The organism is Rhizobium sp. L1K21, from assembly GCF_024055895.1.
Taxonomy (GTDB): domain Bacteria; phylum Pseudomonadota; class Alphaproteobacteria; order Rhizobiales; family Rhizobiaceae; genus Ensifer_A.
Window position 1 is genome coordinate 139,118 of sequence record NZ_JAMXLE010000005.1, and the last position, 10,951, is coordinate 150,068.

The following is a 10,951-nucleotide window of genomic DNA, read 5'->3' on the forward strand; positions in this document are numbered from 1 at the left end:
TCTTCCAGCACAGCCTGCGGGCATTTTACAAGGCCGATCTTGACGATCTACGCCCCTCTGTTGCGCGAACGGGCATTGCGGGCCAGCATATTCAAGAATTCCACCAGCGCCGAGAACGCCATGGCCGCGTAGATATAGCCTTTCGGAACGTGGAAGCCCATGCCTTCGGCAATCAGCGTCGTCCCGATCATCATCAGGAAGGCGAGCGCCAGCATGACGATGGTTGGATTTCTCTCGATGAAATTGGCGAGCGGGGTTGCCGCAATCAGCATCACGGTCACGGCCGCGATGACCGCCACAAACATGATCGGCAGATGCGGCGTCATGCCAACAGCCGTGATGATGCTGTCGATGGAAAAGACCAGATCGAGAATGAGGATTTGCCCGATGGCCGAGGCGAGCGTCGTGGTGGCCCGCCCGGACATGAAATCATCCTTGTTGGGTTCCGGATCAACATTGTGGTGAATTTCCTTCGTCGCCTTCCACATGAGAAACAGACCACCGGCAATCAGGATGATGTCCTTCCAGGAGAAGTCATGTTCGAAGAGGGAAAAGATAGGGGTGGTGAGCTTGACGATCCAGGCAACTGTACCCAGAAGCGCAAGCCGCATGACGAGCGCAAGGCCGATGCCGACGCGCCGCGCTTTCTGTCTGTGTTCAGGGGGAAGCTTGTTGGTGAGAATGGAAATGAAGATCAGGTTGTCGATACCCAGAACGACTTCCATAACGACCAGCGTGACAAGCGCCATCCATGCGGCTGGATCTTGAATCAGCGTTGCCAGGTTTTCCATGCAGCAAACGACCCCCGGAAATTGCGTGGAACGGTATTTGGTGTAGCAATCACCATTGTTCAACGCATGAGAATAGAACTTGTTTCGACAAGCCGCCGATAAGGGCGAGACACATTCGCGAGACTGTGCTCAATCACGATGCACAAATTCCCGTCGGCTGATCGGTAAACTCATAGTCTTTCATCGTGTCATAAAAGATGAAGGTTTCATTGTAGGGATAGACACGCCGCTCATAGAGCGTGTCGCCGGTGGCCGCCACCGTTCCCGTTACACAGACGGTGTATTCGGAAGCGGGAATCTCATAATATGTCGGCATCTTCGTCTTGACCTGTTCTCTCGGCGGGAACACTGTCTTTAGTTCGTCAACCTGCTTTTCACCCTGGAAGAACCGAATGGACGCGTTTCGAATTGTCGTGTTGGTCGCGTTTTCGTAGACAATGTAAATACCGCCATATCCGTTTCGCTCGAGGCTTTTCACGTTCAACCAAAAAGGCACATTTTTCGCGATCACATCAGTGTTTTTTTCGATTTCCTTAGAGGAGCCGGCGATCTCCTTGGTGTTCTCAGAAATCTCAACGTTTGACTTCTGAAGTTTCTGCAGAAAATCAATGGCAACTCCCGGCTCATAAAGCGCGTAAATCGCCAAACCACCGCTCAAAATCCCAGCAAGGCCTCCCAGTATACCAATGACCTGCGATGCGCTGTTTAACGCGTCTGCGTGTTTCTTGAAAAAACTCATCCGTGTTCGTCTCTCTATGCCACCGGCTGATGCTTTGTATCTGCGCGCTGTTCATATCACTGCGTGAAGAAGTCGGCTTTCTTTCCCCAGCTCAGCCCCGCATAATTGTTAAACGGAGCTGTCCCGATCCACTGTTCGCCGTCTACCTCGGCAGAGTATTCAAAAAAGTAGCCACTGCCCTCCTCAAGCACATCCACCTTCGGTGCATCCAGACGCGGCGCGCTGTAGAGATATGTGCCTTTAACTTTGGCAAAGTGGTTTCGATTGACCCCACGGCGAACCGGCGGAGACCGAACCAGGTCGCTATAGCGGCCTGGATCCGCTTCGGGTGAGGTCGCCGTTCCACTTTCCGATATCAGATAGTCGAGAGAATTCCAGGCACCCAGCATAGCCTGAAGCCGGCTCTGGGAATCCATGAAAACAACTGTCGGATAGGCGAATGATTGACCGGAGGAAGACCCGCCCGACCCTGATATATGTGATCCGACTGCCGGGGCCATGATGTGGCCGGCAACTGTATTGACTTCATCGATAAACGCCGCCGACTTATCGGAAAGTGCGTTGTTTTTCTCGTTCGGATTTTCATAGAAAAGCCCAACCTGATCCTGCCTGTCCGAGAAATAGGCGTTGGCCACGGCATTTCCGAAACGGCGAAAGCTCATGTAGACGAACCGGAAATCTAGATCATGTTCGATTGCGGCCTGCGCCTCATAGAGTTGATGGCAAAAGGGACACCACGGTGCAGCCATCACATAGACCGCACGCTTGGCCGCCGTGTTGGTCGATAGCCAGATGCTCTTTTCCAGATTTTCGAGAATGATCGCCTGTGTAAATTCCAAATCAGAATTGGCATAGCCAATCGTTGGAAGTGCCAGTGAGGCAAGCGCCCCGCCCACCAATTCACGCCGTGTAAATTCCATGTTCCCCTCGCCACTCGCTCTTAAATTGTAATTGAGGGAACACTTTTAAAATCCATAGTGTTAATATCCACCTTACAGGCCAAGTCTTTTGCAACAGATTGCGGCCTGAGCATACCTCACCCCAGCAACATCCGTGCGGCCTCTTCATCCGTAATCAGCCCGTTGATAATCCCACCCTGAACGGCGGCTTTGATGGCTTTGTGTTTGCGTTCGCCGCGGGCAATGCCGATCACGGTTGAGGTTTCGCGTGGCGGAATGGGATGGCTGGCGACGCGTTCGTTGAAAGGGTGGTCGATCAGTGTGCCATCGGCGCCGAAAATCCAGCCGCAGACTTCGCCGGCGGCTCCCGAGTGAACGAGCTGGTCCATCTCTTCGGCGTTCAGGAAACCGTCGAGCAGCAGCGGCGCATCCGCCCCCAGTTCGCCAATGCCCACAAAGGTCACATCGGCTTTGCCGCTCAGTTTGAGCGTGCGCTCGATCAAGGGCTGGCCGTGCATCAGGTCGCGTTCCTCCCGCGAGGAGACCACCACCGGAAGCGGCATGGGAAAATGCGGTGCTTTGACCGCATCGGCCATGGAGAAGATGACGTTGTAATAGGCAGCCGAGCCGTCCGGACTGATATTGCCGGTGAGCGACACGATGCTGTGCTGGGGACATTCCATGGGCGAAAGCTGGTCGATCATGGACCGCAGCGTGCGCCCGGTACCCATGGCAATGGTCAGCGCTTCAGGCTTTTTCAGCCAGCGCTCCAGCTCTGCCGCACCGGCCTCGGCCAGCCCGACTGTGGTTGAGCTGGAAGACGGGTCAGTGGGAACGATCTCGACCATTTTCAGGCCGAACGTCTTCTTCACGGCGTCAGCCAGCTCGAGGCAGACGGCAATGGGGTGGTCCAGACGCACCTTGATGAGCTTTTCAGCCATGGAAAGCGAAATCAGGCGCTGCGCACTCTGGCGCGAAATCGCCATCACATTGGCGATTTCATCCTGTGTGTGACCGGCGACATAATAGAGCCAGCCGGCTCTTGCGGCGTCATCCAGCCTTGTCTGGCTCTCCGGTCTTTTCGCCATGAATTCCCACCCTTGCGACGGATAAGCTGCCAACAAACCCGATTTCTGTCAAACCGGGTGCCGTGGGCAAAATGCCTCAGACCGGGTCTGCGCCAATCGCCTTCAAGGCCGCCTGACCGACTTCAACGTCCTGATCGCCGGTTCCCGAGCCAACACCGATGGCGCCCGCCAGAAGGCCGTCGAAACGGATCGGCAACCCGCCCTTGAGGTTGATCACGCGGCCTTGCGTCGCAATACCTGCCGCCACGCCGAATTCGGTCGGCATGTTGCCTGTCGGCGCATTGATGGAGGCCGCTGTCACCGCCTTGGCATTGGCTGTGTGCATGGAGGTGAATTTGGCGCCATCCATACGCAGTTTGGCCAGCGTTTCGCCGCTCTGATCGACAATGACAATATCCTGCGGAACGCCGATTTCTTCGGCCTTGGCCACAGCGGCCTGAAGTGCGGCGAGAACACCTTGATGGTTGAGAGCAACAGCGGGACGGGTAAAAGACATGAAAACGCACCTTTCGGTTTCGCGGGGCTTGCACAAGCCGCCATTTCAACTTGGATCACCCGGCATTTATAAGCAGCGCCCCACTTTTCGCCACCCTGAAAAAGCAACAAAAAACTGAAGCCAACAGGTTTCCTGTGACATAAGCGAGCGATAAATTGACCGCGCACTTACAATTTGAAACCAAAGAAAAAAGCAGATGGAGACGATATGCAGCTGCTCAGCCTTGAGGAAACCCGCAACGCCCTGCCCTTTCCGGCCCTTCTGGAAGCACTGGACGAAGGCTTTCGCGCAGAATGCACATCGCCGTTGCGCCATCACCATTTCATGGAGAATGCAAATGGTGCCGCCGATGTGCTGCTCTTGATGCCGGCCTGGCAGAATGCGGGCTGGGGTGGCGTCAAGATTGTCAATGTGCATCCGGGAAATGCCGATCTCGGTCTGCCAGCCATTTCCTCAAGCTACATTCTTTTTGATCGCAAGACAGGTCAGCACAAGCTGATCCTCGATGGTGGCGAATTGACCGCACGGCGCACGGCGGCAGCCTCGGCCTTGGCGGCCAAACGCATCGCGCGGCCTGACAGCTCCCATCTGCTGGTGGTCGGTTCCGGCCGCGTGGCTGCCAATATCCCGCATGCCTATCGCGCTGCCCTGCCGATTGAAACGGTGAGCGTTTGGAACCGCACCGCCGCCAATGCCGAAAGGCTCGCCGAAAACCTGCGGGCTGAAGGTATTGATGCGAAACCCGTGGATGATCTGGAGAGAGCGGTGGGCAAAGCCGACATCATTTCCTGCGCAACACTTTCCAAGGAACCGGTGGTCAAAGGCGCCTGGCTGAAACCCGGCCAGCACGTGGATCTCATCGGCAGCTTTACCCCGCAAATGCGCGAGGTGGATGATGAGGCTGTCCAACGTGCCTCCGTCTATATCGACACGGACCATGCGAAGGTGGAAAGTGGCGATATTGCCGTTCCGCTTCAATCCGGGGTGATCGCCGATGCCGATATCTGCGGCACCTTGCTTGACCTTTGCCGTGACAACCGAAACCCACGAAAATCCGACGATGAAATCACGCTCTTCAAGGGTGTCGGGACGGCCATTGAAGATTTGGCCGCTGCCATTCTAGCGGCAAAGCTTGTTGCCGGTCATCGGTCTTAGGCGGCATTCATGTCTCGAAACATCTTACCTGTTCTCATCACGCTTGCTGCCGCACTTTCGGGCGGCGCAGTCTTTCAGTTTCTGGGCGTCCCCGCCGGCCCGCTGGTCGGTTCCACGCTGGCCGTGACGCTGCTGGCCGCTTTCGGCTTCAAGCTGGTGGTACCTGCCCTTTTGCGCAATCTCGGCTTCACCACAATCGGCGTCTCGCTCGGCGCGGGCATAACGCCGCATTTCCTGTCCGATCTCATGCGCTTTCCGGCAAGCCTCACGGGGCTGACGATCACGGTCATGCTGGTGATGCTGTCCTCGGGTTTTGTGCTCAATCGCTTCTTCGGCGCAACGCGCGCCACCGCCACCCTTGCCACCACGCCCGGTGCGCTGTCCTACACGCTGTCTCTGGCAACCGAGCGCCGGCACGACACCGATCTCACCTTTGTCATGGTGCTGCAATGCATGCGGCTTTTTGTTCTGACCATCTTCCTGCCGCCGGCCATTGCGATGATCGAGCATGCAGCCGGTGCAACCGCGAAGGTGAGTGCGCCCCATACGCTCGACATGCCGACAAGCCTGATCCTGATTGCCGTGGCCGGTGTGGCGGGTTTTCTGTTTGAACGGGCGCGTATCCCCGCCGCCTACATCCTTGCCAGCATGGCCTTGAGCGGCATTGCTCATGGTGCGGGAATGGTGGAAGGCCGCCCTGCCGCCGCGCTCACCTTCATCGGCTTTGCGCTCGCAGGCGCTGTCATCGGAGCGCGCTTTTCCGCCGTCAGTGCCGCCCAGGTCCGCCGCCTCTTCAAAGCGGGCCTTGCCATGTCTGTTCTCGCGCTGACCATTTCGGCTCTCGTCAGCCTGGTCTTTGCCAGGCTGCTTGCCCTGCCCTTCGGCCAGGTCTGGGTGTCCTTCGCGCCCGGCGGCGTGGAAGGCATGAGCGCCATGGCACTCTCGCTCGGTTACGACCCGGCCTACGTGGCCACCCACCACATTTTCCGCCTGGTACTCATCCTGATCATGCTGCCGATTGTCTTGCGGTGGGTTGCCCCCCGCAAGGTTTGAAAGCTGCAATCAGAGAGATCGTTTTAAAAGCGGACTCGCACGAACGGAAAAAAACATCTGAACGTCTATCGGTCAGTTGAAGACCTTTGTCGGCGATTCTGCTTAGACTTTGATAGGATCAATGCCAGTCATAATCTCTCTCCCACACGAGCTATGTGGAATATACATCCTGTGAAGGCGTTGTGTCGAGTTGGATTTGGCTCGCCGGCTCACCCTTGAAATTGAAAATAGCTATGTGCTTCAATGTGGCAAAAGACAGTTCAGTCCGTTATCTGTCAGGCTGAGGTAGAAGAGGAGACGTTTTTGCTTTGATCCGCTTCGCCGCTGCATTGCTTATATTTATCTGCCTCGCCGCAGCCCTCTTCCTCTTCATGCGAGGTGAACCGGCGCATCGGCAGGCCGACGCGCAGGTGATTGCTCTTGGCCACAGCACCTACGCTACCCATTGTGCGGCCTGTCACGGCGTAAATGGCGAGGGACAACCCGGCTGGCAGACCGAGAGCACGCCGGAAAATCCGCTTGCGCCGCCGCATGATGCCACCGGCCATACGTGGGAACATGCCGACCGCGCCATTTTCCGCTATATCAAGACCGGCGTGCTGGATGATATCTGCACCTTTCCGGCGGTGGCAGGCGGCAAGGGCATGCCGCAGTTCAACCACACGCTGACAGATGCCGAAATCAAGGCCACCATCGCCTATATCGTCTCGCGCTGGCCCGAACAGGTGCGCACCATGCACGAGGCCATCAACCGCGAATATAATGCGCAGGACAATCTGCTGGCTGAAAACTGAAACAGGAAAGACCTGGGAAAAGCGGCATGAATAAACGCGTTCTCATTTCCGGATGCTCAGGCGGCGGGAAGTCCACACTTTTACAAGAGCTTTCTGCGCGCGGCTATGCCACGGTTGAGGAGCCCGGACGCCGCATCGTGCAGGAAGAAAAAGCAAGTGGCGGCAAGGCCCTGCCCTGGATTGACATGGAAGCCTTTGCGCGGCGCGCCATCGATATGGCGCTTGTCGATCACGCAGCACACGAAGACGCGCAAAACTGGGCCTTCTTCGACCGCGGTCTCATCGATGCGCTGGCGGCCCTGCAGCATACAACCGGCGCGCCTCTGGACGAAAAACTGGCGGCCAGTCATCGCTATAACACGATGGTTTTCATAACCCCGCCATGGCCGGAAATCTATGCCAGCGACCCCGAGCGGCGACATGGCTTGAACGACGCCATCGCCGAATATGAACGGCTGTTACAGACATTTCCGAGCCTCGGCTACACGATCATTCTTCTTCCAAAGACACCCGTTGGCGAGAGGGCCGATTTTATTCTTCGCTGCCTTGCAGAGCAGGCCTGAAGTGTTGGAACGCCCGTCTTCTCGGGCTTTGAGCGCAAATTTCACCAATTTTCAAAAGCCGCTTGCGCTGTTCTCAATCTTCAGTAATATTCGTGTACGAACGAATTTTGAGGCAGCTATGAACGAAGCGGTTAAGCCAGAGAAGATCCGTTGTGACGCCTGTCCGGTGATGTGTTACATCGCTGATGGACGCTCTGGCGCTTGTGACCGTTACGCCAATGCAGGCGGCGAGCTGGTGCGTCTCGACCCGCTCACCATTCTGGAAAACCGGCTGGAAGATGGTGGCGATGTCGTTCCCTTCCTCGCGAGTAGCGAAAGCGAAGGCGTGGACAGCGGCCAGAGCCGTTTCATCACGGCTGTGGGTGCCGGAACAACCTATCCGGATTACAAGCCAGCCCCCTTTATCGTGTCTTCCGAGGTGAACGGTGTCGATATGATCACCGTCGTCACCGAAGGGATATTTTCCTATTGCGGTGCCAAGGTCAAAATCGATACCGACCGGCATCTGGGGCATGAATGTTCCCCCGTCCGGGTCGAGGGCGAACAAATCGGCCATGTGACGACAGCAGAATATGGCAGCCAGATGCTCTCGCTTGGCGGCGTGAACCACCTGACCGGCGGCTCCAAGAAAGAGGGCCGTGTTACCTGTGATGCGCTGCTGCGGCTCTGCAATGGCGAGCCCGTGGAAATGACCATCGATGACGGCGCTACGCTGATTGTCGAGGCTGGCAAACCGCCGATTGTCAACGGCACGCAAGAAAACGTGATGCGCGTCGGCTGCGGCTCGGCCACGGTGGGCATGTTTGCCGCCCAGTGGAAGGGTCTTGTCGATGAGGTGATCGTGGTTGACGACCATATCACCGGCGTCATGTCCGAACACCAGGCGGGCAAAGTCATCGGCTGGCCGGAAACCGGCATCAAGATCAATGGCCGCCGATCCACCCCTGGCCGCTATTTCCAGGTGGCCGAACCAGGCACCGGCTGGGGCGGCACGGACCTTGACGATCCGCTGAAAATCATCGGCAAATTCAATCCCAAGACGGCCTGGCCCGGCCTGTCCATTTTGATGGTTTCAACCACTGGCGAGCATGCGGCCTATTACGAGCTGAACGAAGACCTTGAGCCGGTGGAAAAGGATATGCCACCGCGGCTGAAGCCGTCCGCCGAACGTATTGCCGAAAACTGCGAGCCGGCCATGACCTCGGTTCTGTTCATGGCGGGAGCCGGCGGATCGCTGCGCGCCGGCACGACCGAAAATCCAATCGGGCTCACCCGCTCGGTGCAGGCGGCGATCACCACCGTGACCAGCGGCGGCGCACCCGTCTTCGTCTGGCCGGGCGGCGGTATCACCTTCATGGTGGATGTCACCCGCATGCCGAAAAATTCTTTCGGTCATGTGCCGACGCCAGCCCTCGTCGCACCCATTGAATTCACCATGCGCGCTGAAGATTACCGCGCGCTCGGCGGTCATATGGATTACGTCATGCCGCTGCAGGATGCCGTCAACGGTGTCAGGGCAAAACAGAACGATCACATTCTGAGCGGCGCGCGCAGTGTCGGCAGCAAGAAGGGTAATCCCTGGCCGCTGAGCTGACACAGCAAATATTCGCGCCAAACCGAAACGGCGAAAGAGGTACAAAGACGTTTAAAACACCGATTCGAAATATTTCCTGCGGGATGGATCGATATTCATTTGACAGCAAATGAATTGCAGCCATAATCGTTTGTGTACACATAAATAAAAGGCGCAGAAGACGTCATATGTGTGCAAAAGCGGCCTACCGGGAAGCGGGTTTATAGGGATATAAATCCAAGCCGATTGCAGCATTCGTTTCAAGAACAGGGGAACGTTCATGACCGACAAAACTGGAAATAAAACCTTCAATCTCACGCGCCGCACAGCGCTGAAAGGTCTTGCAGCGGGAACCTCGCTCATCCTTTCTCCCGCCGTGCTGCGTCATGGCCTGGCACATGCCGGGGAAACCATCAAGCTCGGCGCACCCATCCACCGCACCGGCATTGGTGCTGCCTATGGCCGCTGGTATGAGCGCGTGGCGAACGCTGCCGTCAAGATCATCAATGATGGTGGCGGCATCAACGGCATGCCGATTGAGCTGATCATCGAAGATGATGGCACCGATCCGAAGCGCGGCACGGAAGTGGTGGAAAAATTCGCCACCGAATATAAGGTCGACGCAATTTTCGGCCAGCTCTTCAGCCATGTGGTGGCAGCTGCGGCTCCACGCGCTGGTGAGCTTAAAGTGCCTTACCTCATGTGTTCGGAAACCCATCAGCTGGCAGCCGGTGGTTTCTCGCGCTACGCTTTCCAGCCGGGCATCACGGACGTAAAATCGCAGATCGCCTCCATGGCGCCCTGGGTTTCCAAAAACCTCGGCAAGAAAGTCACCATGATCTATCCGGATTATGCTTTCGGCTATGGTCACCGCGACTTCTTCTCAGCGGCAATGAAGGAACAGGGCGGCGAAGTTTCCACCCTCATCCCGGTTCCGCCGACCGAAACATCCTTCTCGCGTTACTTCCCGCAGATCGATCCCTCGTCCGACGTGATCTATCACGTCATGGTGGGTCCGGGCGTCCTGACCTTCGTGAAGGAACTCGGCGAATTCTTCGGCTCCAGCCACCCGGCCATTTTCGGCTTTGTGGACTCCATCGAAGCCGTTGATCTGGCCACGCCGCAGCTTTCCTTCCTGGAAGACAGCTATTTCTGGGAAGCCGCCCCGCGTTATGCGCAGGCCGATCAGACCGAATTCGACAAGTTCTACCGCGAGGCCGTCGGTGTTGACGCCAATGGCGCATCGACCTCGGATCCGAAGGATATCTCCACCTACTCGCACATGTTCTCTGTCTGGGAAACGCTTTTTGCGATCAAGTCGGCCATGGAAGCGGCTGATTACAAGGGTGTTGAACAGAAGGAAGCCTTCATCGAGGCGCTGGAAAACCTCGGCACGATGGAAGCCTCCAACGAGCATCCGCAGGGCAAGAAGGTCATGGACCCCAAGACCCACCAGGCCTTTGGTGTTCAGAACATCTCGCAGGTGAAGAGCTCCAAGATGGAAGTGGTCTACACCACCACCATCGAAGAAGGCATGTACGAGCCGGAAGTCGACTACTCCAAGATGTCGCTCTGATTGACCCTTCTCTCTCTGGAGAGCAGTCGGCAGAACGACGGATGAGGGGGTTCTTTGACGTCTCGGACGAGAACCCCTCATTGTCACGCTTCGCATGACATTTCTCCCCAAGGGGAGAAAGCCCCCGAAGAGGCATACCTAAACCAGTTTCATGCTGGGGACGGTGTTGCAGCCCGTCCTTCTCCCCTTGGGGAGAAGGTGTCCAACGGACGGATGAGGGGTTC

Annotated in this window: 11 protein-coding genes; 6 read left to right on the top strand and 5 right to left on the bottom strand. The window is 56.9% G+C overall.

Features of this window, described 5'->3' with window-relative positions:
• Positions 1–47: 47 nt before the first annotated feature.
• The 5 genes from NHF56_RS19155 to NHF56_RS19175 form a co-directional block, all read right to left on the bottom strand.
• Complete coding sequence (locus NHF56_RS19155; RefSeq protein WP_252807581.1) at positions 48–791, bottom strand: TerC family protein; 744 nt, start codon at positions 789–791, stop codon at positions 48–50.
• Between the two features lie 133 nt (positions 792–924).
• Positions 925–1,530 (bottom strand): hypothetical protein, encoded by a 606-nt coding sequence (locus tag NHF56_RS19160; protein WP_252807583.1) that lies wholly within the window; start codon positions 1,528–1,530, stop codon positions 925–927.
• A 56-nt stretch (positions 1,531–1,586) separates the two neighbouring features.
• Positions 1,587–2,450 carry a hypothetical protein gene (locus NHF56_RS19165; protein WP_252807585.1) on the bottom strand — a complete coding sequence of 288 codons (864 nt, stop codon included), beginning with the start codon at positions 2,448–2,450 and terminating at the stop codon, positions 1,587–1,589.
• A 116-nt stretch (positions 2,451–2,566) separates the two neighbouring features.
• A complete protein-coding gene (locus NHF56_RS19170) occupies positions 2,567–3,517 on the bottom strand; it encodes a sugar-binding transcriptional regulator (protein ID WP_252807587.1) in 951 nt (316 codons plus the stop codon).
• 76 nt (positions 3,518–3,593) lie between these two features.
• A complete protein-coding gene (locus NHF56_RS19175) occupies positions 3,594–4,013 on the bottom strand; it encodes a heme-binding protein (RefSeq protein ID WP_252807589.1) in 420 nt (139 codons plus the stop codon).
• 207 nt (positions 4,014–4,220) lie between these two features.
• Between NHF56_RS19175 and NHF56_RS19180 the strand changes: the two genes are divergently transcribed.
• The 6 genes from NHF56_RS19180 (at position 4,221) to NHF56_RS19205 (ending at position 10,727) form a co-directional block, all read left to right on the top strand.
• On the top strand, positions 4,221–5,168 hold the full coding sequence (locus tag NHF56_RS19180; protein ID WP_252807591.1) for an ornithine cyclodeaminase family protein: 948 nt from the start codon (positions 4,221–4,223) through the stop codon (positions 5,166–5,168).
• 9 nt (positions 5,169–5,177) lie between these two features.
• Complete coding sequence (locus NHF56_RS19185) at positions 5,178–6,221, top strand: AbrB family transcriptional regulator (RefSeq protein ID WP_252807593.1); 1,044 nt, start codon at positions 5,178–5,180, stop codon at positions 6,219–6,221.
• Between the two features lie 308 nt (positions 6,222–6,529).
• Positions 6,530–7,015 (top strand): cytochrome c, encoded by a 486-nt coding sequence (locus NHF56_RS19190; RefSeq protein ID WP_252807595.1) that lies wholly within the window; start codon positions 6,530–6,532, stop codon positions 7,013–7,015.
• Between the two features lie 26 nt (positions 7,016–7,041).
• Entirely contained in the window at positions 7,042–7,578 is a 537-nt protein-coding gene (locus tag NHF56_RS19195) for an AAA family ATPase (protein ID WP_252807597.1), read from the top strand.
• Positions 7,579–7,696: 118 nt separating this feature from the next.
• Positions 7,697–9,172, top strand: a complete 1,476-nt coding sequence (locus tag NHF56_RS19200) for a 6-hydroxynicotinate reductase (RefSeq protein WP_252807599.1) — start codon at positions 7,697–7,699, stop codon at positions 9,170–9,172.
• Between the two features lie 259 nt (positions 9,173–9,431).
• Positions 9,432–10,727: an ABC transporter substrate-binding protein gene (locus tag NHF56_RS19205; protein WP_252807601.1), complete on the top strand. Its 1,296-nt coding sequence runs from the start codon at positions 9,432–9,434 to the stop codon at positions 10,725–10,727.
• The last annotated feature ends 224 nt before the right edge of the window (positions 10,728–10,951 follow it).

Excerpts from the sequence above, each read along its gene's own strand:
- NHF56_RS19155 (WP_252807581.1), bottom strand. The coding sequence starts at position 791 with ATGGAAAACCTGGCAACGCTGATTCAAGATCCAGCCGCATGGATGGCG.
- NHF56_RS19160 (WP_252807583.1), bottom strand. The coding sequence starts at position 1,530 with ATGAGTTTTTTCAAGAAACACGCAGACGCGTTAAACAGCGCATCGCAG.
- NHF56_RS19165 (WP_252807585.1), bottom strand. The coding sequence starts at position 2,450 with ATGGAATTTACACGGCGTGAATTGGTGGGCGGGGCGCTTGCCTCACTG.
- NHF56_RS19170 (WP_252807587.1), bottom strand. The coding sequence starts at position 3,517 with ATGGCGAAAAGACCGGAGAGCCAGACAAGGCTGGATGACGCCGCAAGA.
- NHF56_RS19175 (WP_252807589.1), bottom strand. The coding sequence starts at position 4,013 with ATGTCTTTTACCCGTCCCGCTGTTGCTCTCAACCATCAAGGTGTTCTC.
- NHF56_RS19180 (WP_252807591.1), top strand. The coding sequence starts at position 4,221 with ATGCAGCTGCTCAGCCTTGAGGAAACCCGCAACGCCCTGCCCTTTCCG.
- NHF56_RS19185 (WP_252807593.1), top strand. The coding sequence starts at position 5,178 with ATGTCTCGAAACATCTTACCTGTTCTCATCACGCTTGCTGCCGCACTT.
- NHF56_RS19195 (WP_252807597.1), top strand. The coding sequence starts at position 7,042 with ATGAATAAACGCGTTCTCATTTCCGGATGCTCAGGCGGCGGGAAGTCC.
- NHF56_RS19200 (WP_252807599.1), top strand. The coding sequence starts at position 7,697 with ATGAACGAAGCGGTTAAGCCAGAGAAGATCCGTTGTGACGCCTGTCCG.
- NHF56_RS19205 (WP_252807601.1), top strand. The coding sequence starts at position 9,432 with ATGACCGACAAAACTGGAAATAAAACCTTCAATCTCACGCGCCGCACA.